Annotated in this window: 24 protein-coding genes; 3 read left to right on the plus strand and 21 right to left on the minus strand. The window is 46.4% G+C overall.

The window, feature by feature from the left end:
- Window positions 1–167: 167 nt before the first annotated feature.
- From BQ9856_RS11710 to pepF, 12 genes are all read right to left on the minus strand, one after another.
- Window positions 168–2,015 (minus strand): methyl-accepting chemotaxis protein, encoded by a 1,848-nt coding sequence (locus tag BQ9856_RS11710; protein WP_077611197.1) that lies wholly within the window; start codon window positions 2,013–2,015, stop codon window positions 168–170.
- A 141-nt stretch (window positions 2,016–2,156) separates the two neighbouring features.
- A complete protein-coding gene (locus BQ9856_RS11715) occupies window positions 2,157–4,232 on the minus strand; it encodes an aminopeptidase (protein ID WP_200801296.1) in 2,076 nt (691 codons plus the stop codon).
- Between the two features lie 5 nt (window positions 4,233–4,237).
- A complete protein-coding gene (locus tag BQ9856_RS11720) occupies window positions 4,238–4,558 on the minus strand; it encodes a DUF6142 family protein (protein WP_077611198.1) in 321 nt (106 codons plus the stop codon).
- Entirely contained in the window at window positions 4,527–5,018 is a 492-nt protein-coding gene (locus BQ9856_RS11725; protein ID WP_077613349.1) for a VanZ family protein, read from the minus strand. Before BQ9856_RS11725 ends, BQ9856_RS11720 begins: the two co-directional genes overlap by 32 nt.
- An 83-nt stretch (window positions 5,019–5,101) precedes the next feature.
- A complete protein-coding gene (locus tag BQ9856_RS24855; RefSeq protein WP_200801297.1) occupies window positions 5,102–5,251 on the minus strand; it encodes a hypothetical protein in 150 nt (49 codons plus the stop codon).
- 60 nt (window positions 5,252–5,311) lie between these two features.
- Window positions 5,312–5,986 (minus strand): orotate phosphoribosyltransferase, encoded by a 675-nt coding sequence (gene pyrE, locus BQ9856_RS11730; protein WP_077611199.1) that lies wholly within the window; start codon window positions 5,984–5,986, stop codon window positions 5,312–5,314.
- A gap of 31 nt (window positions 5,987–6,017) precedes the next feature.
- Window positions 6,018–6,920 (minus strand): dihydroorotate dehydrogenase, encoded by a 903-nt coding sequence (locus BQ9856_RS11735; protein WP_077611200.1) that lies wholly within the window; start codon window positions 6,918–6,920, stop codon window positions 6,018–6,020.
- Complete coding sequence (locus BQ9856_RS11740; protein ID WP_077611201.1) at window positions 6,921–7,697, minus strand: dihydroorotate dehydrogenase electron transfer subunit; 777 nt, start codon at window positions 7,695–7,697, stop codon at window positions 6,921–6,923. It lies immediately after the preceding gene.
- An 8-nt stretch (window positions 7,698–7,705) separates the two neighbouring features.
- Complete coding sequence (pyrF, locus tag BQ9856_RS11745) at window positions 7,706–8,623, minus strand: orotidine-5'-phosphate decarboxylase (protein WP_077611202.1); 918 nt, start codon at window positions 8,621–8,623, stop codon at window positions 7,706–7,708.
- Window positions 8,624–8,677: 54 nt separating this feature from the next.
- Entirely contained in the window at window positions 8,678–9,334 is a 657-nt protein-coding gene (locus BQ9856_RS11750) for a YkgJ family cysteine cluster protein (RefSeq protein WP_077611203.1), read from the minus strand.
- 233 nt (window positions 9,335–9,567) lie between these two features.
- Entirely contained in the window at window positions 9,568–10,341 is a 774-nt protein-coding gene (locus tag BQ9856_RS11755; RefSeq protein ID WP_077611204.1) for a nitroreductase family protein, read from the minus strand.
- Between the two features lie 28 nt (window positions 10,342–10,369).
- Window positions 10,370–12,160, minus strand: coding sequence for an oligoendopeptidase F (gene pepF, locus BQ9856_RS11760; protein WP_077611205.1), 1,791 nt, complete (start codon window positions 12,158–12,160; stop codon window positions 10,370–10,372).
- A gap of 140 nt (window positions 12,161–12,300) precedes the next feature.
- Here pepF and BQ9856_RS11765 point away from each other — a divergent pair, with 140 nt between their 5' ends.
- Window positions 12,301–13,068 carry a GNAT family N-acetyltransferase gene (locus tag BQ9856_RS11765; protein ID WP_077611206.1) on the plus strand — a complete coding sequence of 256 codons (768 nt, stop codon included), beginning with the start codon at window positions 12,301–12,303 and terminating at the stop codon, window positions 13,066–13,068.
- Between the two features lie 2 nt (window positions 13,069–13,070).
- On the opposite strand, the gene BQ9856_RS11770 is transcribed toward BQ9856_RS11765, so the two are convergent.
- A complete protein-coding gene (locus BQ9856_RS11770; RefSeq protein WP_077611207.1) occupies window positions 13,071–13,706 on the minus strand; it encodes a GNAT family N-acetyltransferase in 636 nt (211 codons plus the stop codon).
- A gap of 204 nt (window positions 13,707–13,910) precedes the next feature.
- On the opposite strand from BQ9856_RS11770, the gene BQ9856_RS25570 reads away from it, so the two are divergent.
- Entirely contained in the window at window positions 13,911–14,690 is a 780-nt protein-coding gene (locus BQ9856_RS25570) for a PocR ligand-binding domain-containing protein (RefSeq protein ID WP_077611208.1), read from the plus strand.
- 55 nt (window positions 14,691–14,745) lie between these two features.
- Here the strand turns inward: BQ9856_RS25570 and BQ9856_RS11780 are convergent, their stop codons facing one another.
- From BQ9856_RS11780 to BQ9856_RS11805, 6 genes are all read right to left on the minus strand, one after another.
- On the minus strand, window positions 14,746–15,474 hold the full coding sequence (locus tag BQ9856_RS11780; RefSeq protein ID WP_077611209.1) for a YebC/PmpR family DNA-binding transcriptional regulator: 729 nt from the start codon (window positions 15,472–15,474) through the stop codon (window positions 14,746–14,748).
- Window positions 15,475–15,639: 165 nt separating this feature from the next.
- Window positions 15,640–17,046 (minus strand): hemolysin family protein, encoded by a 1,407-nt coding sequence (locus tag BQ9856_RS11785; protein WP_077611210.1) that lies wholly within the window; start codon window positions 17,044–17,046, stop codon window positions 15,640–15,642.
- Window positions 17,047–17,140: 94 nt separating this feature from the next.
- A complete protein-coding gene (locus tag BQ9856_RS11790) occupies window positions 17,141–17,488 on the minus strand; it encodes a type II toxin-antitoxin system PemK/MazF family toxin (RefSeq protein WP_077611211.1) in 348 nt (115 codons plus the stop codon).
- Between the two features lie 116 nt (window positions 17,489–17,604).
- On the minus strand, window positions 17,605–18,792 hold the full coding sequence (gene alr, locus BQ9856_RS11795; RefSeq protein WP_077611212.1) for an alanine racemase: 1,188 nt from the start codon (window positions 18,790–18,792) through the stop codon (window positions 17,605–17,607).
- Window positions 18,793–18,799: 7 nt separating this feature from the next.
- On the minus strand, window positions 18,800–20,323 hold the full coding sequence (locus tag BQ9856_RS11800; RefSeq protein ID WP_077611213.1) for a bifunctional ADP-dependent NAD(P)H-hydrate dehydratase/NAD(P)H-hydrate epimerase: 1,524 nt from the start codon (window positions 20,321–20,323) through the stop codon (window positions 18,800–18,802).
- Window positions 20,324–20,437: 114 nt separating this feature from the next.
- Window positions 20,438–21,103: a redox-sensing transcriptional repressor Rex gene (locus tag BQ9856_RS11805; RefSeq protein WP_077611214.1), complete on the minus strand. Its 666-nt coding sequence runs from the start codon at window positions 21,101–21,103 to the stop codon at window positions 20,438–20,440.
- 156 nt (window positions 21,104–21,259) lie between these two features.
- Here BQ9856_RS11805 and BQ9856_RS11810 point away from each other — a divergent pair, with 156 nt between their 5' ends.
- Window positions 21,260–23,173, plus strand: coding sequence for an ABC-F family ATP-binding cassette domain-containing protein (locus tag BQ9856_RS11810; protein ID WP_077611215.1), 1,914 nt, complete (start codon window positions 21,260–21,262; stop codon window positions 23,171–23,173).
- Window positions 23,174–23,283: 110 nt separating this feature from the next.
- Here the strand turns inward: BQ9856_RS11810 and BQ9856_RS11815 are convergent, their stop codons facing one another.
- Window positions 23,284–24,357 carry an N-acetylmuramoyl-L-alanine amidase family protein gene (locus BQ9856_RS11815; protein ID WP_077611216.1) on the minus strand — a complete coding sequence of 358 codons (1,074 nt, stop codon included), beginning with the start codon at window positions 24,355–24,357 and terminating at the stop codon, window positions 23,284–23,286.
- A gap of 142 nt (window positions 24,358–24,499) precedes the next feature.
- Window positions 24,500–24,928: an IS200/IS605 family transposase gene (tnpA, locus tag BQ9856_RS11820; RefSeq protein WP_077609580.1), complete on the minus strand. Its 429-nt coding sequence runs from the start codon at window positions 24,926–24,928 to the stop codon at window positions 24,500–24,502.
- Window positions 24,929–25,043: the final 115 nt, after the last annotated feature.

Below are 25,043 nucleotides of genomic sequence, written 5' to 3' on the forward strand. Positions count from 1 at the left end.
ATTAATGCATATTAATCAATTTATACTTATTAATTATAATACTAGCTTTTTTATACTGCGTCAATGGTTTTCTTCACAAATTTAAGTATAACCTGTTCCTTAAAAAAAGCATGAGGACCGGAAAGAAATTTTACCTTCTTTCCTGCTCTCATGCCTGATGATGCAGATTAATACTTCCCTCCTCCAAATGAGGTGGGTTCATCAAAATATACCGCATCCATATTCAGAGCCGGGACCTCCGGTTCTTCCACATAAGCGGACCGTTCCGGCCGGACAGCCTTTGGCTTTGATTGAATCCTCTGCTTCGGCGGCTCTTTTGAAGCTTTCTTCTCCTCTTCACCGTTATAAAGCTTAAAGCGCTGTACAAGCCCCTTCATAATCTGAGCCTGGCCCGATAATTCCTCGCTTGCCGCTGCGCTCTGCTCTGCTGTTGCGGAATTGGTCTGGACCACGCTGGAAATCTGGTCAATTCCCTGGGTCACCTGGTTAACCGCTATTGCCTGCTTATCGGAAGCCGACGCAATCTCTTCAACAATCATTTTTATACGCAGGCTGCCTTCGACTACATCCTGCATGGCCTTAGCCGTCTCCGCCGTAATTCTGGTTCCGTTTTCCACGGCCTGCATGCTTTCCTCAATCAGCATTGTGGTATTCTTAGCCGCTTCCCCGGATTTGCTGGCAAGGCTGCGGACCTCATCCGCCACGACCGCAAAGCCTTTTCCGGCTTCGCCTGCACGGGCTGCCTCTACCGCAGCATTTAATGCCAGAATGTTGGTCTGGAATGCAATGTCTTCAATGGTCCTTATGATCTTTCCGATTTCATTGGACTTATCACTGATCTCCATCATGGCCTGGTTCATTTCAGCCATCTTTTCATTGCTTTTCGCTACATTCTTCGCAGCCTCTTCCGAATTGAGCCGTGCCTCTTTGGCGCTCCGGGCATTGCTGTTGATCTGATCTGATATATCGCTTATGGTAGCCGCAAGCTCCTGAATGGAGGAAGCCTGCTCCGTAGCTCCCTGCGACAGCGCCTGGGCGCCGGAAGATACCTGTTCCGAACCGTTGGCTACTAAGTCCGCAGACTGGTTAATGCGGAAAAGAGCATCGCTTAAATTGTTTCTGATATTACGCATAGCCTCCAGAATCGGCTCATAATCAAGAACATACTGTTCCCGATTCCCGGAACCCACCTGGAAATCCCCGGATGCCAGCGCTCCCAACAGACTGTTGATATCGTCGATGATGGTCCCAATATTGAAAATCGTAGTCCGCATGCTGTCAGCCAGACCGCCGAGCTCATCCTTTGACTGATAATTCAGTGACACATGAAGGCTTCCCTTTGACATCTCCCCGGCTGCTTTTTCGATCTCTTTTACCGGAACCACAATGCTCTTCGTCATGAAATATGACAGCCCCAATGTTGCCAATACGGCAAGAACCTGCATGGCAGCCACAACCGTCTGGGTAATGCCCACCATCTGCTGGGCGTTCTTATAATCGGCATTGGCGCTTTCATTCGCCGAATCACTGATTTTTACTAAGTCCTCCTGAACCTTGGTAAAATAAGGGTCCAATGACTCAAAGAAAAGGTCGGCTGCCTGCCTGGTCTTATTTTCCCGTGCCAGACCGAACACCTGGTCCTTATAAGGCTCTGCCTCCTTTAAGGTATTCTCGATGCTGTCTACCACAGACTGGTCCCCCTGGTAGTTGTCTCTCAAAAACTGAATTCCGGTCTGGAAGTTTTCCAAATCTGCTTCCGCAGCATCAATATAACTTCCGGTGGTCTTTAAATCCAGGCTCATGGTGGCATATCCCACATTTTTAGCCGCTGACTGAATGTCACGTCTCATGTCAAGTGCATGTATCGTGACCTGATGCCCGTTATTAAAAAAATTAACAAACTTACCGTTATTCTGTCTTAAGCTTACCATGGAAATACTGGAAACGATCAAAAATAACACAAGGATAACCCCAAAAGCAAGTGCGATTCTTTTACCGATCTTTAAATTTTTCACCTTAGCTCCTCCATTCCCCTAATTCATTTGTACTATTAGCCCCCATAATTGGCTTATCGGCATTTTGCTCATTTTATAAGTATTTTGATGCAATTCATCAAACATTTTCACAATTTTTCTTTTTTACAACCTTTTAACCGATTATATTCCTAATAAAGGAACATTTAATTCTTCCGTTCCCTTTAATACAAATCTGCCATCCTCAATAATGAGAACCCGTTTCCCTTCAGCCGTTACCGCTTCAATTTTATCCAGCTCCGCATAGGGGATGGTAATATCCGTATGACAGCTGAAATAAGCCTTAGACAGATCCTCTTTTCTGAGAATGGAAACCTCATTGTCCCTGGCAATGACTTCTTTGCCGTTGGGGTTATAAACAGAGCTTTCCTCTGCCCAGCTGTAACAGGTATCGCCAACAGCAAAGTGGGGCCCCATTTTCTCCACAATCAGAATCGGCAGCCTGTCAAGGATACCGTATTTCCGGGCCATTGCGTAAGCCGTGGTATTGGTTCCTATGGCAAACTCTCCCATGGGAAGGGTATCGTGATTCTTTAAAATCATCTGTTTTACCAGAGCTTTCCCCTCTTCCGGATCTTCAAAATTGCCGCAGGTATAGTCCTTGATCATGCCATTTTCAAAGGTGATCACAAGGTCCTTAATCTGGAATTCCGCAATATAAACCGTACTGACTGCCAGAATTCCTTCCGTACCCGAAAGCTTCGGAGAAGTGAATACCTCCCCCAAAGGAATATTTACATCAGCTACACAATTTTCAAATTTTGTTTCCTTATTCCGGTCCGCCAACGGATGGAGCGATACTTTAAGCCGGGTCCTGTTGCTGCCTTTTCCCGTGACCTCCACATACTCCGCCTCATCCAGAGTATCGATTATGGTCTGCTGGAGTCCCTTATATTTTTCATAATCCAGCGTGTTAATGGCAATGGTCTCTTCAAAAATCTGCTCAAAATCCTCCCCGATCTCCGGAACCGGAAAGGCGATGATAGTAAAGCTGGTCTCATCTCCCGGTACATACTGATTCAGTATCCTGGAGGTTTCATTGGACATCTCCGCGGCAAGCTTCTCCTGTCTGGAATCCAGACTGTTTGCTTCCGGCTTATTCACCGGTTTAAAGCCTTCTTTTCCAAAGGTTTCGATAACCGCAGGCCCTGCAAAAGCGGCTGCCTGTTCTTTATAAGTTTCATAAGCAACCTTCAAAACAGCTGCTTTCCGGTCCTTAAACGCCTTGTTTAAATAAATGGCATCATCATAGCGGTGGTCATAATCATACTGCCTGTTGGGGGATGTTCCATGGTAACCTGCCTTACGGCCGGCATTGGTGTTCACCGTCCACACGGCTGCACGGCAGAGAATGACCTTAAGGCCAAGTTTTTCAAAATTCTCCATGGCATACTTCACCATGCGTTCAAACCCCAGTTCATAGCGGATCTGCACGGCTCTCTTTTTCTTTAAGTCCCGTCCCATTACCTCAAAGCCTTTGCGGTAGCCTTCCGTATAAGTGTCCGCCATGAGGCGCACCTTTTCCTCAGGCAGGGAATTTAAAAATTCCGCAACCTTAAGATCTGATTCGGAAATATACTCACCAAAATAATACAGATAACGAAGATCATTTAAATCATTGCCGCGTATGATATCCGCAGCAAAGGAAAGAGACGGGTCAAGCCCTTCCCGGATGCGGTAGGTGACCGTATGATCCGTATAATCGCTGACAAACCAGTAGATCACTTCTTTTACGGCGGAAGCTTCCGGAACATTCTCCTCAAACATGTTGTAAATTTCAATGAATGTTTCATTTAAAATGGTAATATCCGTAAGCCTCCACTCATGGATAAAAATAATATCTCCCCGTATCTCCTTATACAAATACGAAAGAAGCTGGCCGTACCCCTCACCCAGCCTTGATACTGCATATGCCGGGTTCGCATAGCTCTCTTCATAACGGCCGGGTAAAATATCCTGATAAAGCTTCTGGTTCCATTCTTTTAAAACCCCGGCAGGCGCCGTCTTCTGATATCCGGCCTCAATAAACCGAAGATATTCTCCGATCATACCGATAAAGGATGCCGTCCTGGTAAAATAATCCCGGTACGGCTCAGACACAGTATGTTCTGATGTTATCCGGCCGATCCGTTCCATGGAGAGCCGGAAGCGCTCCATGATGCTCTCGTTTTCCTTCTGAAATATAATTCGATAATCCATAATGCTTACCCCCTTATTCCGATTATAATAAGAACGATCCAAAGGATGACCAAAATCCCGCTGATCCCCATCCCAATTTTGGACAGTATGTACTTTTTCTCCTTTTCAAAAAAAGAACGGGTACCATAAACCAGGGAAAAAACTGAAATAACCAGGCTGCAGAAACAGACAGCAGCCACATTAAGCTGTGCCTGTCCTGCAGTCATGACAGAGCTGGCAATTCCAATGATTCCCAGAACCAGAGCTCCAATTGCAAGTCCCAGGGACAGAAAACTTCTCTTTGCAAAGGGCTTTCTAATGTAGGACACTTTTTTCTGCTTTCGCACGCCTTTTCCTCCTTATCCTTATGTGCTGTACTATTTTATACAGGATATATCCCAGTATCCCTCCCAGTGTATTCAATATCATGTCATCCACATCAAAGCTCCCCACCTTGAAAACCAACTGCACGGTTTCAATGCTTAAACTAAACAGGAAGCTTAAAAGCACCGTATTGAACCAGCGGCGGCTCCTGCGGCTGATGACCGGAAGAAAGAAACCACAGGGCATAAACCCCATAATATTACCCACGATATTGAGAAAAAAGGACTGGGTTCCAACCACACGGCGGTAAACAATGAAACGTCTTATTTCCTTAAACGGAACCAGGTTATAAGCATATTCCTCCTGAATATGGTTTCCTCTGCCGAAATAGTCGGAGAAAAACAGAAAGTACGCTAAAAGGATCAGGTAAAATACAAAAATTACCCAACCCATTTTCTGTCGTTTAGTCGTATTTTTAATCATAACAGCTCCATCTATATACTGAAAAAGAGAGAGGCTGCCCGAAAGCAATTCCTTCCTAACAGCATCCTCTCCTTTGATGACGGTTAAAATGTAATCTCAGATTTCCTCTTCAGCAGTACTGCCCCATTTACGATCGACATGATTCCGGCAGCAAGTCCGATAACGGTCACAATAATTCCAACAGTAATGTTTAATGCACCTGCATTTCTCATAGTCTTGTAGACTCTTTCCATATCAAGCTCTCCTTTCCTTCTGCACCGCCCGCTCTTTAGGGCACCAATGTGCCATAGGGCTTATTTCACGCCATAGATCCCATAGTAAGCATCAATGGCTGCTTTTAACGTATCATCAATGATCACTTTTCCGGCATATTTCCTGTTATATAAATGTTCGGTCACTTCTGCCATGGTCACAATGGCAGATGCCTGAAACCCATATTTTTCCCGGATCTCGTCCAGAGCTCCCTTGTCGCCCTTGCCCTTCTCCATGCGGTTTAAGGAAACCATGAGCCCTAAAATCTCCACATTTCCCTGAGCCTTCAGGATGGGGAATGTCTCTTCAATTGATTTGCCGGAGGTTGTCACATCCTCAATGATCACTACCCGGTCGCCATCCTTTAGGGGACTTCCCAGGAGGATCCCGGCATCACCGTGATCCTTCTCCTCTTTTCTGTTAGAACAATATCTGATTTCCTTTCCGTACAGTTCATGAAAGGCGATGGCCGCAGCAACGCTTATGGGAATTCCTTTATAAGCCGGCCCGAACAGCACATCAAAATCATCGCCGAAGTTATCGTGGATCGCCTTCGCATAATATTCTCCCAGCTTCTTAAGCTGCGCTCCTGTCACATAGGAACCTGCATTCATAAAAAACGGAGATTTTCTTCCGCTTTTCAGAGTGAAGTCTCCAAATTTAAGGACATCGCTGTCCACCATAAATTCAATAAATTCCTGCTTATACTGTTCCATTTTTTCGTCCTCTCTATTCAAAATAATTCCATTAACGGACAGCTCCGATCAGCTCCCGGATATCTTCAACGTTATATTTCTTCATATAATCCTCAATGCCGCGAACCACTTCTTCCGTTGCATAGGGATTCCGGAAATTAGCTGTTCCCACGGAAACAGCCGCAGCTCCCGCCAGAATGAATTCCATGGCATCTGATCCATTCATGATGCCGCCCATGCCGATAATGGGAATCTTCACCGCATTGGCAGCCTGGTATACCATGCGGACCGCAACCGGCTTAATGGCAGGACCGGATAATCCTCCCGTTTTATTGGCAACCGCAAAGGTGCGGCGGTTAATGTCGATCTTCATACCGGTCAACGTGTTAATAAGAGACAGCACATCCGCTCCCCCGGCTTCCGCTGCCTTTGCCATGACCGTAATATCCGTCACATTGGGACTCAGCTTCATGATGACCGGCTGCTTTGCATATCTTTTCACTTCCCTCGTTATGGCCTCAACCGCTTTGGGGTCCTGGCCGAAAGCGATCCCCCCCTCTTTTACATTGGGGCAGGAAATATTGATCTCCAGCATGTCTACCGGCTCATCCGCCAGCCGCTCTACAACTTCTACATAATCTTCCGCAGTCTTTCCGCAGACATTAACAATGATCTTTGTATCATACTGTTTTAAAAACGGGATGTCTCTCTTAATGAAAACTTCCATCCCCGGATTCTGAAGGCCGATGGCATTGATCATGCCGCCATAGGTTTCCGCGATCCTGGGAGTAGGGTTCCCGGGCCATGGCACATTGGCCACGCCTTTGGTAACCACTGCGCCCAAACGGTTTAAATCAACCATCTCGCTGTATTCTTCCCCGGAACCAAAGGTGCCGGAAGCGGTCATAACCGGATTCTTAAGCTCGACTCCGGCCAGATTTACTTTCATATTCATCTAAAAGTCCACCTCCTCAGCCCTAAATACCGGTCCATCTTTGCAAATGCGCTTGTTATGAACCATGGAATGCTCATCCAGTGACCTGCTTTTGCATACACAGGCAAGACAGGCCCCAATGCCGCATGCCATCTTTTCCTCTAAGGAAAGATAGCATTCCACCTGGTTTTCAAGGGCGTAAGCCTTAATTGCTCTAAGCATGGGAGCAGGACCGCAGGCAAAGATCACATCGCCTGTCAGACCGTGTTCCCGGACCGCATCCATAACATTGCCTTTTGTTCCCGCACTTCCGTCTTCTGTTGCAACAAAAACATCCCCATAAGGGAGAAACTCTTCATTCAAAAACAGCACATCCCGGTAGCCCAGCACTGTCTGGCACTCACACTCCAAGTGTTTTGCCAGCTCCAGCATGGGAGGGATTCCGATTCCTCCGCCGATTAACAAAGCCTTTTTTCCTTTTCTGCCCGCCAAAAGGGGAAATCCATTGCCCAAAGGCCCCATGATTTCAATGGAATCCCCAGCCTGGTAATGAGAAAACTCTTCCGTTCCTCCGCCTGCAGTCCGGTACACGATCCTTAACAGCCCCTTTTCCCTGTCAGTCCCGCAAATGCTGATGGGACGGGGCAAAAGCTTGGCGCCATCCTTTGTATATACAGAAATGAACTGTCCCGGTTTTGCCTGGGCAGTAATTTCCCTTGTCTCGATCCACATGCTGAATACACCGTCCGCAAGCCGTATCTGGCCGGCAACCGTTGCAGTCTCCTTTACTTTTGCCATGATTCCTCCTATAATACGCGGCTGATATCCGCCACCATATCAATGACTGCCTGTCTGGAAGCTTCGCCGAAATGTTCTGCACCGAACTGGACATACTTTTCCTGTTTGTAAGCAGCGATGATTCCTCTGGAGGAATTTACGATGGCGCCAAGGCCGTCCTCATTGAAGCAGGGCTTTAAATCTTCTGCCGTTCCGCCCTGAGCCCCGTATCCCGGTACCAGAAAATAAGTGTTCGGCATAAGCTTGCGGAGAATCCTGCTCATTTCCGGATAGGTGGCTCCTACCACCGCACCCACATTGCTGTAAGTGCCATCCATGCAGTCTGCCCCCCATTCTACCGTCTTTTCCGCAACCAGTTCGTATAACGGCCTTCCGTTCACCAGCTGGTCCTGGAATTCCCCGCTGGAAGGATTGGAAGTCTTGACCAGAATGAAAAGGCCTTTATCCTCTTCCTTACACACATCCACAAAGGGCTTCACGCCATCGGTCCCCAGATATGGATTAACCGTAAGGAAATCTGTGCCGAAAGCGGAAAAACGTTTGTCCCCAACCTTCACCTGACCGATGTGCGCAGCAGCATAAGCGGCTGATGTGGAACCAATATCTCCTCTTTTAGCATCCCCAATGACGAAAAGCCCCTTTTCCCGGCAATAGTTCACCGTCTTTGTATACGCTTTCAGGCCCTCGATGCCAAACTGCTCATACATGGCAATCTGAGGTTTCACGGATGGGACCAAATCATAAACATGATCTACGATTTCTTTATTGAACTGCCAAACTGCTTCCGCGGCGCCTTGTAATGTCTCACCGAATTCTTCAAATGCTTTCTTTGTTACATGCTCTGGTATATAGTTTAACATCGGGTCCAAACCGACACAGACCGGTGCGTTTGTTTTTTGAATTCTGTCAATTAACTGCCTGATCATTGTCTCCTCCTTGGTTCTCTTCGTCCTTATTTTTCTCTATTCTTACCAATTCTATCATAAGAAGGAACTGGCTTCAAGCCTTTTACCGAACTGATCATAAAAATCCTGGTCCGCATCATAAGGAGTAAGAAAAAACTGCTTTAAAACATACATACTGGCATCTCTCGCAAACGTCTGATCCTCTCTTTCCTCTATCCGCTTCTCTAACCGCTTCAAAAAGCAGTGCCAGTCAAATATGAATTTCTCATAACGCTTCCCGTCAGGCATGTCGATCCATTTGCGTACCTTGACCTTCGTCCGGTTCTCCATCCGGCACTCATGGATCTGCAGGAAATAATGAAATCCCTGTTCTTCATACACCCGTCCCAAAGGAAACAGGCGGCAGATGCCCGGCCGGAAGCCATGGATCCGGCAGCGTCCCTGTTGATCCAGGAAACCGCACCGTTCCTCTTGCCCTCCCATTTTAAGATTCGGGAGAACGATGCCATCCACTACATTTAATTCAAGCTTATGGGCGAGAAGCGTTTCCAGTGTGCAATGAAGGTTTTCAGCCAGCCGGAAGCAGTCAAGCGGATCTAAGACGACCGACTGCCCCATCCCCTGACAACAGGCCGAACACCCTTTGCAATCACCGCAATCCGCCTTGACCATATCGTTTAAGCCGTATAATTTTCCATCCGAAATCTCTTTTAAATCGATTTCCCGTTTCATGAATTGTCTTTCCTCGCTTTTTCTTTTTAGCAAACATGGATATTCTACCATTTCCTGTCCCCACAATCAACGGCAGATTATATTAAAACTGGTTGTTCCAAAAGAAGCGCCAAAACAGGTTGAGGAGAATCACTACATTACCATTGAATAACAGGATACAGTCAAAGAAGAGAAGGCCCTGCGTCAGGAGCCTTCTCTTTTTTGCCGGTATCAATCAATTTTCCGGTTTTCCATTACCATTTATACTCTTTTAAATATGCGGTAGCCACATAAGTTCCACTTTTATAGGGCTTCTTCTCCATAGCCTCTTCTACTTCCAGCCTGATATTCATCCACATCTCTTCTGCTGCAATGGTTAAATGTGAGAGCATGATCCCAACGCTCAGCTCCCGTAATGTCAAAAGAGAAGGGGACGGCAGGAACTCCCGGCAGGAAAAGATATAGATTTTATCATGATAAACAATAAAACGCCATGGCTGGGTGTTCATGACGGATGGTGCAAGCCGGACCGCCTTTAAAATATTCTTCATGGACTCCCCGGCTTCTTCCTTAAACACGCAAAGCTCCTTTAAAGGAAGCCTCTTTGCCGTCGCCGGATCCCGGTAAAGCAGGGTCTTCGGATAACCGAAGGCAACTGCGATCACCTGCTTCATCCCCGCAGGGCCGGACCCCGGCACCCTTGTATTCCCCAGATAGCAGGTGCCAAGTCCTTTTCCTGTCATGTATAAAAGGACAGGCTCCAGAATATACCCCGCATTTGTCAGGTAGCTGTCCTTCTCCTCCGAATAAAATACCAGATAATAAGGCGCCTCCACTTTCCATAACCCCTTAACCGGAAGATGCTCATCCAGATTTTCTCTTATCTCCATCCTGATCTGAATGTCTGCATGCAGCCTTGACACACATTTCCCGAAATAAAGGATGTCCTTTAAAAGCTGTTCCGGGACCTGTTCTTTCTTAAATTTCCTGATGGATCTTCTTTTAAATATCATCTGATACAGATTCATACCTGCTCCCCTCTTCTCTATCTGACAATCAGGTTTCAATGAGCCCGCTCATTTCTTCCAAAAGCCCGGCAAACACCAGAAGCGCGTCCTTAACCGGCTCTGCTGCCTGCATATCAACGCCGCACAGCTTCAGAAGGTCTATTGGGGGCATGGAATTTCCGCCGCTTAAGAATTTATAATAACCCTTGACTGCCTTTTCATCTCCCTTAAGAATTTTACTGCTGATAGCAACCGCAGCCGAAAACCCCGTGGCATACTGGTACACGTAAAACGGCGTATAAAAATGCGGTATCCTGGACCATTCATAATCAATCTCCGGATCAACGGCCACTTCCGGACCAAAGTATTCTTCATTCAGCCTGTGGTATATCCTGCACAAAAGCTCCGCAGTCAGTACTTCGCCTTCTCCTTCCCGGCGGTGGGTTTCTGCTTCAAACTCCGCAAACATGGCCTGCCGGTACAACGTCCCCCGGAAACTGTCCATAAAATGATTCACCAGATAGGCCCGCTCCTTCTTATCCTCCGTAGTATCTAACAAATGCCTGATCAGCAGCGCTTCGTTGCAGGTAGAAGCTACCTCCGCCACAAATATTTTATAGCCGGCATCTACATAGGTCTGGCTTTTATCCGAAAACCAGCTGTGAAGGGCATGCCCCATCTCATGGGCCAGGGTAAAAACACTGTCCAGAGTCCCATTGAAATTTAACAGCACATAAGGATGGATCCCGTAAACTCCCCAGGAATAAGCCCCGCTGCGCTTTCCTTCATTCTCATAAACATCAATCCACCGGTTCTCAAAGCCTTCCTTTAATAAAGCCAGATATTCCTCTCCCAATGGCTTAAGGCCCTCAAGCACCATGCGCTTCGCTTCTTCAAACGTGATTTTGCGTTCTTCCCTGGAAACCATGGGCACATAAAGATCATACATGTGCAGTTCTTCTACCCCAAGAGCTCTTTTCCTGATCGACATATATTTATGAAGATAGGGAAGCCCTTCATGAACCGCTTTTATAAGATTGTCGTATACCTCTTCGGGTATCTCATTCTCCGCAAGGGAATGAGCCCTGGCAGAAGGATAATTCCTTGCCCCGGCGTAAAAAGCCGCCTGCTTTACATTGGATGCAAACGTTGCCGCCAGGGTGTTGCCAAATTGTTTATAAACGCTGTACAGGGCTTGAAAGGCGGACTTGCGCACTCCCCTGTCCTGCTTCTCCATAAGAGCAACGTAATTTCCATGGGTAATCCGGACCGGATCATTTTTTTCATCCAGGATCTCCGGAAATTTCACATCCGCATTGTTAAACATATTAAAAATATCGGAAGAGCCGGATGTGGCTTCCATGGATTTCGCCAGCAGAGCTTCCATGGAGGCGGACAGGGTGTGGGCTTTCTTTTTTAAAATGATCTCAAAGGTTCTGTCATAGCGTTTCAGTTTTGCAACATTCTTCCGGTATTGAGAAAGAGTCTCCTCAGGAATGTCCAAAATTTCCGGAATCAGAAAAGACGACATCCCGGCCGCCTGATAGGAAAGGGCTCTGGCCCTGGAAGAAAATCCCTGATATCTGGCATTGCCCGTATCCTCATCGGATTTCTCTTTCCCATATACAAATAATGTTTCAATCTTTAAGGACACTTCCTCATCAAATTTCAGACAGGAAAAAAGCATCTCGCCCGAATCTGCCAGATGTCCCTCATACTTTTTATAACCTGACAGCGAGCTTTCCGTTTCATGGAATAAATCCTCCCATGCCTGTTCAGACGGCAGAATATCCGCCAGGTTCCAGGTATCGCAAACCGGTATTTCTTCTCTCTTTTTCAAATAGATCCCTCCAACTGCTTCACTTGTGTTTATTCTATCACCCATATATCAAAGAAACAACCATCAATATGGAAAATATTTGATTGAAATTTTACTTTTTCTTGTATTATACTATACGAAAACGAATCAGGAGTCCTGTCATGAATATTATCCGAATGAAAAACCCAGGTGAATTACAAAAAAACAACTTATTGCTTTTGCAGGAGACCTGTCAGAAGCATGACCGCCTCTCTCTTACATTTCCCATGGAGGAAGACTGCGTCTATTATTTATTATACGACGAAGACAGCCTCTTATCCGCTCTTTGCGCTTTTTTTAATGAAAATGGAGACTGCGAATGCTGCGCCTTTACACGTCCGGAAAAAAGGAGGCTCGGGTATTTCACTCTGCTCTTAAATGAATTTCTAAAAGAGGCTGATGACTGCGATTTGATATTTCCAATTGATGAATCCTGCCCGGATACAGTCCGCACCCTGGAAGCCATGGGAACATTCTTTTGGTACAGCGAACACATCATGGAGCTTGCTTCCACTGCCATTTTGGAAACAAAACCGTTAAAAAGAAACTCTCTCTGTGATGAGCTTACGGTATCGGCGGCCTCTGGCCCGGTTACAGGCCCCACCCAATACATGTTTTTTATGAATGACAGTCCCATAGGCAGCTGTTATCTGGATTCCAGGGAACAGGCGGCTTATTTCTATGGGTTTGAAATTGCGGAAAATTTGCGCGGCAAGGGACTTGGAAATGCATGTTTTTCTCTGTTTTTAGAAACATTATTTTCACAGCCGGCCGAAAAAAAGCCAAAAAAACTGTTTCTCCAGGTATCCGGCCAAAACAAACCGGCCATGGCCATATACCAAAAGGCAGGTTTTAAAATTACGGAAAGCCTGTCCTACTATGTATATTAAATTTATCGCATTTCCCTCACCATGCAGTACTGTTTTAAATGAAAATGTTTCTCCACAATACCAAAAATCCGGAAGCCAAAGTGCTGATAAAACGCTACGTTCTTATCATTGTGTGTTTCCAGGGAGATCATAAGCCCATTTTTATCCGCATAATCAATGGCCTCATTTAACAGGACTGCAGATATTCCATGATGCTGCATACTGGGCCTCACAGCCAGATATATGATATGCAGCCGTTCCTCCTGATGAAGCTGGTCCGTCCATCTGGAATTTAAGTAATCCCTTCCCTGGTAAAAATTCCAGAATGTTTTTAAGGAAGGATCCTCCCTGATCAGACAGCTGTCCGTTTTTAAAAAGGCGGCCGCCTCTGTCAGATAGTAATGAAACGGATTATAAGGCTCCGATTCATCGTCCACCACAATAATGCCATGGATCTCCTGGCTGTCAGCATATATTTCACAAGTCTCAAAGAATTCCTCCATATCGCATTCAAATAACTCAGGAAGCAAACGCTTTCTGGTTTCTTCGTCAGGGATCAGCTTGCAGTAGAGCGGATCCCCGGCAAAGCATACCGTCAAGAGTTCCTTCAGTTTCTCCACATCTTCTTTTTGTACCCGATACAATCGGTCGCTTTCCATCGTCATAAACCTCTTCTATTTCGTGTAAACTCTGTATCATTTTTTCATTGGCATTTCGTTGGTTTTATATTGTTCCACTTCTTCAATCCATTCCTGCAGTCCGTGTCTGCATCATAACCTGCTTGTAATTATCTCCTCCTTATTATATAATAATATACATAAAAATTGTACAGTACTTTAATAGAGAAAGGGCGGCAAAAAGGTATGATCGATATTAAAAAGTTTATTGATTTAAAGGCATTGCAGGAAATCCAGGATCAATTTTCCGCATCTACCGGATTGGCAGCTATCATGGTAGATGCAGAGGGCAATTACATAACAAAAGGAAGCAACTTCACCGATTTCTGCATGAAATACAACCGGGGAAGTGAAGAAGGCCTCCGGCGCTGTAAAAAGTGTGATGCAGAAGGAAGCGGTACCTATTTCTGCCATGCAGGGCTCATGGACTTTTCTTCCGATATCATCATAAACGGCGAAAAAGCGGGCGCCATCATCGGCGGACAGGTTCTCCCTAATGCGCCTGAAGAAGACAAGTTCCGGGGGATTGCAAGAGAGCTTGGCGTCAGGGAAGATGCCTATGTGGACGCATTAAATAAGGTTCCGGTGCGGTCCGAGCGCATGATCCGGGCTTCCGCCCAAATGTTAGGCAACATAGTGAACCAGCTGGTGAATCTGGAATATATGAAAACAATCACTCAGAAAAGAAACGATATCCTTGACTCTGAGATCGAAAACATTCAAAATTCCTTAAGTGAAGTAACGGCCAAAACCCATGATCTTCAAAAGGTAGCTTCTATGGAAAACATCCTTTCCATCAACGCCTCCATCGAAGCCGCCAGAGCAGGCGAAGCAGGGGTCGGTTTTGCCGTAGTGGCCAGAGAGTTCGGGGACATATCCAAGAATTCCGGAGCCGTTTATCAAAGAATCCATGAACTGATCGGGGAGATCGGGATGTCTGTCAGGAGCTTAACGGAAGTCGGCTGAAAATAAAAAAGTGAGGAATGCCTTTTATAAAGGTTCATCCTCACTTTTTGATCGTTTATTCGTCCCAGTTATGATAAGTAGCCTGTACGTCATCATCTGCATCCAGAAGATCCAGAATCCGATTCATCTTCTTAATGGAATCTTCATCTGCCAGTTCCACCCAGGTCTGAGGTATCATGGTGACATCTGCTTCAACCATGGGAACTCCTGCTGCTTCCAACGCTTCGCGCACCGCACTGAATTCATCCGGTCCGGTGATCACTTCAAAGCTGTCTTCCTCTTCTGAAAAATCCTCTGCTCCGGCATCCAGGGCAACCATCATCAGCTCATCCGGATCCATATCACATTCTTCCTTGTCAATGATGATCTGTCCCTTTTTATCGAATAGAAAGGACACGCAGCCAGGAGTACCCACATTCCCGCCGCCTTTGGTAAATGCATTTCTCACATTTGCCGCTGTCCTGTTCTTATTATCTGTCAGCGTATCTACGATGATCGCAACCCCATTGGGGCCGTATCCCTCGTATGTAATCGTCTCGTAATTCACGGAGCCCGCATCGCCGGCCGCTTTTTTAATGCCCCGGTCAATGGTATCGTTGGGCATATTATTCGCCTTCGCTTTTGCGACCACATCACGAAGCTTACTGTTGTTTGCAGGGTCTGGTCCGCCTTCTTTAACCGCTACCGCCAATTCTCTGCCGATGACAGTGAAAATCTTGCCTTTCGCGGCGTCGTTTCTCTCTTTTTTGTGCTTAATATTTGCGAACTTTGAATGTCCTGACATTGTTTCCAACACTCCTTTTCTTTCTCTATTTCGTCCTTATCATTTCTAAAAAATCAACATCTTTTCCATTTTAGCACTATTTATTTCAGATGGCAAGAAAAAATAACGCACAGCCCCAATTCTCCCCGTTTTCAAGCTGGGAAAGAATTGGCAGCTGTGCCGGTTTTACGTCTCTTCTTCCGAGGATTCTTCTTCGGCCGAACTTTTCTTTATGACCGTATCTTCCTCCTGTACCTCTTCGGGCTCTGCCTTCTGGACCCGGACGGTATGAATCATTTTATTTTCCACCTGAAGGATCTTGAAGTTGTATCCCAGAATGGACACTTCTGTCTGTTCGTCTTCCTGCGGAATCCGGTCCAGCTTGGAAATCAGCAGACCATTTATAGTATCATAGGAATCGTAATCCTCTTCTTCAAATTCAATGTTTAAGGCCTTTTCCACTTCTTCCAGGGGTGTCATGCCGTTCATCATGTAGGATCCGTCATCTGACTGGACGATGTATTCCTCATCCACATCATATTCATCCAGAATATTGCCCACGATTTCTTCCAGGATGTCCTCCATGGTTACAATACCTGCCGTCTGCCCATACTCATCCACTACGATAACCATATGGATCTTTCCGGACTGCATTTCCTTAAACAGAGTATCAATATTCCTGGTCTCCGGAATAAAATGAGCCTCTCTGAGAAGCCCGTCTATTTCCCACAGCTGGCGCCCCGCATTCCTTTTATTTTCAACGGCAATCAGGGCATCCTTCATATGAAGGATCCCGATGATATCATCAACATCTTTTTTATAAACCGGATAACGGGAATTAAATCCCTCCTTCAGTATGAAATTCACCGCTTCCCGGAGAGTTATTTCCCCATCCAGAGCGACCAGGTTCTTTCTGTGGGTCATAATATCCCCGGCTTCTTTATCGTTCAATTCGAAGATGTTCGTAATCATCTCCGCTTCTCTGGCCTCTAAAACTCCCTGCTCATGGCCTTCGTTTACCATAGACATGATGTCCTCTTCCGTAACGTTCTCATAATCCGATGCCATACCGATTCCCAACAGCTTTAAGACGAAGTGAGCCACCTTATTTGCCAGCCAGGTGAATGGCACAAGGGGTATCATGATAAGGGTTACTGCAGGCAGCATCCGATAGCCCCATTTCTCAGGGTTCTCTGCCGCGCAGCGTTTCGGAATAATGATTCCAAAGCTGATTAAAAGCACGACCAGTACTACCGAAACCAGCAACAGGCTGGTAAATGACATCCATTGTCTCGGGTATGTACTGCCCCGTGCCAGAATCGCCTCCAGCTCTGCCCCAAACTGCTCCAAAACAAAGGCTCCGGTTACCATTCCGATCAAGTTGGTCGTTATCTGGATGGTATTTACGAACCTGGTAGGTCTGTTAACAATATGTAACAGCTTCCGGGCCTTTTCACTTCCTTCTTCCATCTGATGTTCCAGTTCGCTTGTATTCACGTTTTGGATTGCTGCTCCAAATCCATAGAATATTGCGTCCAACACGATAAAAGCAATAAAAATAATCACGCGTAAAAGCGGATTGCCATCGTCCATTCCTAAAATCTACTCCTTTTGTTCATTATCTTTTGTATTTTTTCTCACAACTATTAAGAATATATCATTTTATCAGCTTTCCGTCAATGGTGAACTATGTATCCAGTTCCAGGCTCACCTTTAATGCACAGTCCACTTCTTGCTGAAGTTCCTCATCGATATGGCAGATCTTCTCCTTCAGCCTCTGCTTGTCAATCGTTCGAAGCTGCTCTAAAAGAATCACCGAATCCTTTATCATATCGCATTTTTTTGTGTCAAGCTCCACATGGGTGGGAAGCTTTGCCTTGTTCATTCTCGAGGTAATTGCCGCACAGATTACAGTAGGGCTGTGCTTATTACCTATGTCATTCTGTATAATAAGAACCGGACGAATCCCGCCCTGTTCAGAACCTACGACCGGTCTTAGATCGGCATAGTAAATGTCTCCACGTCTGATTATCACACTCTCACACTCCGTCAATTTATTTAAGTCTAGTATTGACCTTTTTTGACTCGTGTATTCACTTAAGTTTTATCCGCCGCATACCTTATGATATGTTCCGGACATGGAGTTTGTTATCAACCCTTTGGAAACCCTTTGTAGCAATCGTCAAAATAATCTTTCGTTCCAATGATCCGGCCGGCTTCCAGATAAACTCTGGGAACCCGTTTGCCAATGTCACAGAGGATCTCATAATGGAATCCTCCGCCGGTTTCCGCCAGTTCCTCTACTGTAATCTGCTGGCCTCTCTGTCTGCCGATCAAAGTCACCTCATCCTCTTCTTCCACCCCTGGGATGGCTGTCACATCGACCATGAACTGATCCATGCAGACACGCCCCAGGATTTTGGCCCGGTACCCCCGTATGAGCACCTCCCCCTTCCCTGAAAGATTCCTTGGATAGCCATCCCCGTACCCTACCGGGATGGTAGCCACTGTCATTTCCCTGTCTGCGGTAAAGGTACCTCCATAGCTTACAGAGGTTCCCGGTCCGATCTTTTTGATATAAGAGATAAAACTCCTTAATTCCATCGCAGGCTTTAGTCTTACCTTCTCCCGGTCCACCTCAGCCGAAGGATAAAGGCCATAGATAGAAATTCCGGCCCGTACCACATGAAAATTCGCCCTCTGTAAATCCAGTATGCCTGCGCTGTTGGAACAATGAAGCACCGGAATGGTAATTCCCCGTACGGAAAGCATGGCCACAAACGTACGGTATCTTTCAATCTGTTTGTCTGTGGCTGTTTTATCCGTCTCATCTGCCTTTGCAAAATGGGTGAACAGCCCCTCCACTTTAATTCCCGGCAGGCTGCAGATTTTCGCCGCCTCATCCGCGGCTTCCTCTGTAACCGGATATCCGATCCGGCTCATACCGGTATCCACTGCCAGATGTACAACAGCAGTCTTTCCCGCCTTTTTGGCGGCTTTCGAAAGGTGCTCCGCTCTCTTTAGCTGAAAAATGGCCGAACTGATCTCATATTCCACCAGCTTGTCTGCATCCGCATAAGGAACAACCCCAAGTACCAGAATGGGTTTTCTGATTCCGTGCTTTCTTAAGATCACGCCTTCTTCCACAGTGGCCACTGCATACCCGCACACATAGGGATCAATGGCCCAGGCTACCGGAACTGCGCCGTGGCCGTATCCGTCGGATTTCACGACGCCGATCATTTTGGTTCCTGAACTTAAATTTGCTCTCATGGCTTCCATATTATGCCGGATGGCATCTAAGTCCACTGCTTCATAAACTCTGCCATATGTATTCATCACTCTGTTACCTCATCCGTTCCTTCAATATTGTATGTATTTCTTCTGTCAGTTCCCTGGCAAGCAAACTATAATCCCCATACTTTTCTTTTACCGTGTCACCTGCCCGGCCATGAAGCCAGACTCCCAAAGCTGCTGCTTCCGACTCTTCCAAACCTAATGCCAGAAGGCCGGCTATGATTCCGGTCAGCACATCTCCGGCTCCTGCCTTTGCCATGGCACTGTTTCCGCTTGCACTGACATAGGTCCTCTGATCCTTTAAGGCCCCGATGGTCACTGCATCTTTAAGTATACAGGTGATGCCGAACCGGTCCGCATATTCTCTGGCCGTGGCAACCAGATGTTTCCGGATCGTTTCCACAGAGCTTCCGGTAAGCCTGGCCATCTCTCCCAGGTGAGGCGTAATGATGATATTTTCCGTGAAATAACTGGTCAGTTCCGGGCTTTTCGCGATCGCATTAAGCCCATCTGCGTCCAGTATAATGGGAACATACGCATTTGTAAGGACCTCTTCCACCAGATTTCTCACATAATCCTCCTGGCCCAGTCCCGGTCCCAGGACTATGACGCTGGCCCATTCACACTGTTTCCTTAACAGTTCGATAAAATTCCCGGTCCCTGCCCCCGTCTCCCGGGGATCATAACCGGTAATGACAGCCTCCGGAAGCTGGGTCTGAAGAATGGCCCTGTTTTCCTCTACCGTAAAAATCCTTACAAGGCCGGCTCCGGTCCGGTAAGCAGCAAGGGCGCTCAAATAAGCCGCTCCGCTCATACCGGGGGCTCCGGCCACCACCAGAACCTTTCCGAAATCCCCTTTATTGGAATAGGCCGGGCGTTCCGGTACCAGCTTTTCATCCCCGGGCTCCAGGGTAAAGTATTCAGTCTTAAGACGTTCAAAGCCGGCTTGCGGAAAACCGATATCAGCAACAAGAACCTTACCGCTGTATTCTTTTCCGGGATACAGCATGGTCCCCAGCTTTTCACAGCCGAATGTCACGGTCACATCTGCACATAAGGCAGCCCCCATAATCTGCCCGGTATCCGAGTGAATGCCGGATGGGATATCCACAGCCACCGTAAATTCCGGCCGGCAGCGGACGATCGCATCCAGGATTTCCCGGTATGAACCCAGAATATCCCGGTCCAGTCCCACACCAAAAAGTGCATCTACCAGAATATCACACTTCCCGGGAATAAAATCAGAAAACTCCATCACCTTAACGCCCGTTTTTTCCGCTATGGAAATCTGCGTTAAATACTCGCCGCTCCCCTTATCCTTGTTACCGGCCAGTATGACCGAAGCCTCATAGCCTTTTAAATGCAGCATTCTGGCAGCTGCAATTCCATCCGCCCCATTATTGCCGCTTCCGCACAGGACCCATATCCGGTCCGTCTTTTTTCCGTGCTTTAAAACCTCTTCCGCAACTGCCATGGCGGCCCGTTCCATCAGCACCAGAGAGGGAATCCCTATTTTCTCAATGGTGTAGCGGTCCACCTCTTTCATCTGTCCTCCTGTTACCAGATATCTCATACTGCTCCCGCCTTTCTTTCCTGACAGGGATCAATCATGTCATAGAAAAACAACCGGCAGCGAAGAGCTGTTTCCCTTCACCTGCCGGCAGGCATGTTATCCCTTTTTTCCGAATTACCTGTTCTGTTCTTCCTTCTCTTTCTCAGCATTGTCCTGCATGCTGCAGACCCGGTAAGATAAGCGCATCAGACTTTCCGACAAGTGAACGTTCTCCACTACCACATCGTCGGGTACACTCAAATCCGTATGGGCAAAATTCCAGATAGCCTTGATCCCTGCCCTCACAAGGCGGTCTGCGATCTCCGGCGCCTTGGTCTTTGGAATGGTCAGGGCTGCGATCTGAACATCATTATCTTTCACAAACTGTTCCAGATCATCCACACTTCGTATCTCAATTCCACGGACTACAAGGCCGATCAGACGTGGATTAATATCAAACATTCCCTTGATTAAGAATCCGCGCTTTTCAAAATTCGAATAATTGGCGATCGCCTGACCCAAATTACCGGCGCCTATGATAACGATATTGTGCTGTCTGTCTATGCCCAGTATCTTTGCAATCTCCGTATATAAATATTTTACATTATAGCCATAACCCTGCTGGCCAAATCCGCCGAAATTATTCAAATCCTGACGGATCTGGGAAGCGGTAACTTTCATTCTGACACTTAAATCATTGGAGGATATCCGTTCTACTCCATCTTCCATTAACTCACCCAGATATCGGTAATATCTCGGAAGCCTGGCAACCACTGCTTTGGAAATCTCTTTCTCTGCCACATCTTCACCTTCTTTAACTTAGAATTAAACTAATACCATTATAACTGCGTGTCAAAATAATGTCAAACGGGTTTTATGATTGTATCCTTGAAAAAAGAAAGCACCTATATTATACTTATTCTGTTGTCTTACACTTAATCAGGAGGAAAATGAAACATGATTCTGTCATGCAGCAATATAAGCAAAGCATTTGGAAGCAACGAGGTCATCAAACATGCTTCCTTTCATATAGAGGACCATGAGAAAGCCGCTATTGTGGGAATTAACGGAGCCGGGAAATCCACCATGTTAAAAATCATCATTGGTGAACTCTCTGCAGACGAAGGGGAAGTGGTTGTTTCCAAGGGGAAATCCATCGGCTATCTGGCTCAGCACCAGGATTTATCCGGAGACCGGACTATCTACGAGGAAGTCCTGGAGATCAAGCGCCCCATCATTGAAATGGAAGCAAGGATCCGCCAGCTTGAAATGGATATGAAACATGCCTCCGGGGAAGAACTTGATTCCATGCTCGCCACTTACAGCCGCTTAAACCATGAATTTGAACTTCAAAACGGCTATGCCTATCAAAGTGAGGTAACAGGCGTTTTAAAGGGTCTTGGTTTTACGGAAGAGGAATTTCATAAGCCTGTGTCCTCCTTATCCGGGGGACAAAAAACCCGCGTTTCCTTAGGAAGGCTTCTCCTTACCAGGCCGGACATCATCCTGCTTGACGAGCCTACCAACCATTTGGACATGGAATCCATTGCCTGGCTGGAAGGATATCTGATCAATTATGACGGCAGCGTCATCATCGTGGCTCATGACCGCTATTTTCTGGACCGGGTGGTCACGAAGATCATAGAGCTGGATAGCGGCCTCATGACCGTATATCAGGGGAATTACACCGACTACAGCGGGAAGCGGGCCATGATCCGGGAGGCCCAGATGAAAGCGTACTTAAACCAGCAGCAGGAAATCAGACACCAGGAAGAGGTCATTGCCAAATTAAAGTCCTTTAACCGGGAAAAATCCATTAAGCGGGCGGAAAGCCGGGAAAAGATGCTGGATAAAATCGAAGTGCTGGAAAAACCATCGGAAGTAAACGATGAGATGCGGATCCGCCTGGAGCCAAATATCATCAGCGGGAACGATGTTCTCACCGTACGGGACTTAAGAAAAGCTTTTGGCCGGAACCTGCTTTTTGATCATGTGAATTTTGAGATCAAGCGCGGGGAACGGGTCGCCGTAATCGGAGGAAACGGAACCGGCAAGACCACCATACTAAAAATCTTAAATGGTATCCTGAACCCGGATGAAGGGGAAGTAACTCTGGGCTCCAAGGTACATATCGGTTATTATGACCAGGAGCACCAGGTGCTTCATATGGAGAAGACCTTGTTTGACGAGCTGCAGGACACCTACCCTGCCATGAATAACACGCAGATACGCAACATCCTGGCAGCCTTTCTTTTTACCGGAGACGACGTTTTTAAAAGGGTAAAGGATTTGAGCGGCGGGGAACGGGGACGTGTGTCCCTGGCAAAGCTCATGCTTTCCGAAGCCAACTTCCTTATCCTGGATGAGCCCACCAACCACTTGGACATCACCTCAAAAGAAATTTTAGAGGCTGCCCTGGTAAACTATACCGGAACCATTTTGTACGTGTCCCATGACCGTTACTTCATAAACAAAACCGCCACCAGGATTTTAGACTTAACCAACCGGACTTTGGTTAATTATATCGGAAACTATGACTACTACCTGGAAAAGAAGGAAGTCATGACGAATTTATATGCGGCCCCTTCTTCTGCAGGGGATGACCGGCCGGAAGACGTTTCCGAAATCAAACTGGACTGGAAGGCGCAGAAGGAAGAACAGGCCCGCATCCGCAAGCGCCAGAACGATTTAAAGAAAACAGAGGATGAAATCCATAAATTAGAAACCAGAGACGGGGAAATTGATGAACTCCTGGGAAAGGAAGAGATTTTTACTGACGTTCCAAAATTAATGGAATTAAATAAGGAAAAAGAAGCGATCACACAAAGACTTGAAGAACTCTATGAATTATGGGAAGAGCTGGCGGAATAAGACCGAAAGGAAATAAAAAGCTGCCGGTATTCCGGCGGATAAGAAGGGAAGCTCCCTTTTCCAGCCAGAATACCGGCAGTTTTCATCTTCATCTGCCTGATTCAAATGGGTTACTTGTCATTTAAGCATAAAATCTCCTTTAAGATCTCCGTCACCTCAGGCGCCGCTTCTTCCATCTCTGCTCTGGTGGACGCGCTGCTCACATAGGCGGCTACCAGCTTTCCGAAATAGAATTTTAAATCATCCGCATAATAATCCGGTATGCTCACGAATTCATCCACCGAATCCTTGCTCATGAGCAAATCCGTAGCGTTCTGATTGCCGTTTTCATAGCACCCGGAAGCATAACCGATGTACTCACCAAACGCTTCTGTTAAGTCTTCCGGCTTACAGATCTTTATTTTTCTATAATTTATATCCAGCTTATGGCAGACAAAATAAGTTCCGCTTCCCGTTAAGGGCGCAGAAAAATACTCCTTGTCGGGATAATAAAGGATCTCCCAGCCCTGATCCGTAAACTTCCTGATCCATTCCCCGGGAATGTTCTCAACAGCCTCTGTAAATGCATCCTTTATCTCAGAGGATACGGAAGAAGAACTGCCCTTTCCTTCAATGTTAATATCGTATTCCTTATTTCTCTGCCCACTTTCGTCCATGTAAAACAGACCTATATACTTGTTTGCTGCCAACTGGCCATTGTCATAAAAGAAATACCGTTTTCCCAATATGTTCTTATAACCGGAAGACGCCATTTCTCCTTTTGTGGAAAACCAGTACCAGCTTCCATCGTCATCCTGAAACCAGCCTTTTCTGACCGTTCCGTCTTCATTAAAATAATACCACGTTTCATCCTCATCGTTATAGCACCAGCCCAGCTCCAGCTCTCCGGTCTCACGGAAGCAGTAATTGAGTCCCCCGATCCTTGTCCATTCGGTCGCTATGTATCCGTCACGGTCAAAATGATACCAATACCCGCTGATTTCTTCCCAGCAGTTCTTCTTAAATTCCCCTTCGGCATTGACATACTTCCAGCCATATGAATCCTCCTGCCACTGCCAACCGGAGAAGGCTGCCTGCCGGCTTTCATTTGTCTCCTGTATATCTGCCTCCTCCGCCTGGGAAGCCATAACGCTTCCAAGGCTCAGAACGATACCTGCTGCTGCCGCTATCCATCTTTTACTCAAGGGCCTTTGCACTCCTTCCAGACCGTCCGGTTTTTCTAAGTCAGCAACCACCAGTTCAACTGGTGGTTTGATATTAGCCCTAATAAGGGCTTTCTTACTGCTCGCCCAATAGGGCGGTGTCGCAAGCATCCTTACTGGTCCGCTAAAAAGCGGTACTTCTCATATCTTCCTTGCGCGACTCTTCTGCTTGCTCTTTAATGTATTTCTGTACTGCTTCATCGGTTATATTACCAATGGTTTCTACATAATATCCTCGCGACCAAAACGCTTTATTCCACTTACTCTGCAATTCTGGATGTCTATCATAAATCATCAGCGTACTTTTTCCTTTCAAATAGCCCATGAAACTTGATATACTAAGCTTCGGCGGAATTGCTAAGCTTAAATGTACATGATCTACGCATACTGCTCCTGCTATTATTTCTACATTTTTATACTTGCATAGCGTACCAAGTATTTCTCGTACATCTTCTTTTATTTGTCCGTATAGTTGCTTTTTCCGATACTTTGGAATAAATACTATGTGGTACTGGCATTTCCATCTACTGTGTGATAAACTTTTATTGTCCATTGGGACTGCCTCCTATTTTTGAGTTTGGCTTGCGACACCATTCTCATTTTATCATAGGAGGCTTTTTCGTTATATCCTCACCGTTTCCACTTACACTATTCTCCCCAGCATAGCT

This window comes from Clostridium sp. Marseille-P2415, assembly GCF_900155545.1.
Classification (GTDB): domain Bacteria; phylum Bacillota; class Clostridia; order Lachnospirales; family Lachnospiraceae; genus Lacrimispora.

Coding starts and splice junctions, on each gene's coding strand:
- BQ9856_RS11750 (WP_077611203.1), bottom strand. CDS start 9,334: ATGAAACGGGAAATCGATTTAAAAGAGATTTCGGATGGAAAATTATAC.
- BQ9856_RS11770 (WP_077611207.1), bottom strand. CDS start 13,706: ATGGAAAGCGACCGATTGTATCGGGTACAAAAAGAAGATGTGGAGAAA.
- BQ9856_RS11755 (WP_077611204.1), bottom strand. CDS start 10,341: ATGAATCTGTATCAGATGATATTTAAAAGAAGATCCATCAGGAAATTT.
- alr (WP_077611212.1), bottom strand. CDS start 18,792: ATGAATACATATGGCAGAGTTTATGAAGCAGTGGACTTAGATGCCATC.
- BQ9856_RS11785 (WP_077611210.1), bottom strand. CDS start 17,046: ATGGACGATGGCAATCCGCTTTTACGCGTGATTATTTTTATTGCTTTT.
- BQ9856_RS11715 (WP_200801296.1), bottom strand. CDS start 4,232: ATGGATTATCGAATTATATTTCAGAAGGAAAACGAGAGCATCATGGAG.
- BQ9856_RS24855 (WP_200801297.1), bottom strand. CDS start 5,251: ATGGAAAGAGTCTACAAGACTATGAGAAATGCAGGTGCATTAAACATT.
- BQ9856_RS25570 (WP_077611208.1), top strand. CDS start 13,911: ATGATCGATATTAAAAAGTTTATTGATTTAAAGGCATTGCAGGAAATC.
- BQ9856_RS11810 (WP_077611215.1), top strand. CDS start 21,260: ATGATTCTGTCATGCAGCAATATAAGCAAAGCATTTGGAAGCAACGAG.
- pyrE (WP_077611199.1), bottom strand. CDS start 5,986: ATGGAACAGTATAAGCAGGAATTTATTGAATTTATGGTGGACAGCGAT.
- pyrF (WP_077611202.1), bottom strand. CDS start 8,623: ATGATCAGGCAGTTAATTGACAGAATTCAAAAAACAAACGCACCGGTC.
- BQ9856_RS11735 (WP_077611200.1), bottom strand. CDS start 6,920: ATGAATATGAAAGTAAATCTGGCCGGAGTCGAGCTTAAGAATCCGGTT.
- tnpA (WP_077609580.1), bottom strand. CDS start 24,928: ATGGACAATAAAAGTTTATCACACAGTAGATGGAAATGCCAGTACCAC.
- BQ9856_RS11725 (WP_077613349.1), bottom strand. CDS start 5,018: ATGATTAAAAATACGACTAAACGACAGAAAATGGGTTGGGTAATTTTT.
- BQ9856_RS11780 (WP_077611209.1), bottom strand. CDS start 15,474: ATGTCAGGACATTCAAAGTTCGCAAATATTAAGCACAAAAAAGAGAGA.
- BQ9856_RS11765 (WP_077611206.1), top strand. CDS start 12,301: ATGAATATTATCCGAATGAAAAACCCAGGTGAATTACAAAAAAACAAC.
- BQ9856_RS11800 (WP_077611213.1), bottom strand. CDS start 20,323: ATGAGATATCTGGTAACAGGAGGACAGATGAAAGAGGTGGACCGCTAC.
- BQ9856_RS11740 (WP_077611201.1), bottom strand. CDS start 7,697: ATGGCAAAAGTAAAGGAGACTGCAACGGTTGCCGGCCAGATACGGCTT.